Origin of the sequence: Gilvimarinus gilvus, from assembly GCF_030518155.1 — a bacterium.
In the GTDB taxonomy this organism is placed as follows: domain Bacteria; phylum Pseudomonadota; class Gammaproteobacteria; order Pseudomonadales; family Cellvibrionaceae; genus Gilvimarinus; species Gilvimarinus gilvus.
On record NZ_JAULRU010000176.1, the window covers coordinates 1 to 371 of the forward strand.

General features: G+C 65.0%; 1 protein-coding gene. It reads left to right on the plus strand.

The features are described 5' to 3' along the window. Positions 1 to 371, plus strand: a 371-nt coding sequence (locus QWI17_RS01525; RefSeq protein WP_302720727.1) for a metallophosphoesterase, incomplete at both ends; no start/stop codon positions are given.

Below are 371 nucleotides of genomic sequence, written 5' to 3' on the forward strand. Positions count from 1 at the left end.
AAGGAATGACTCAACAGCATCAGGCCATTGAACATTGCGGCCAGGAGTTATGGCTGCTCCCGGACAAGGCCATCTACTGGCCAGCGCAGCGTGCATTGCTGGTTGCCGACGTGCATATCGGCAAAGCCGCCAGTTATCGCGCATTGCACCAACCGGTGCCGCGCGGCACCACCGAGGCGACCCTGGCGCGGCTGGATGACCTGCTCGCCCACTACGCTTGCGAACAGCTGATCGTACTCGGCGACTTCCTGCACGCGCGCAGCGCGCGCGCACCTGCCACGCTGGCTCGTCTGCAGGCATGGCGCGACCGCCATCCCGGCCTGCACATCGTGCTGATACGCGGCAACCACGATCACAACGCCGGCGATCCC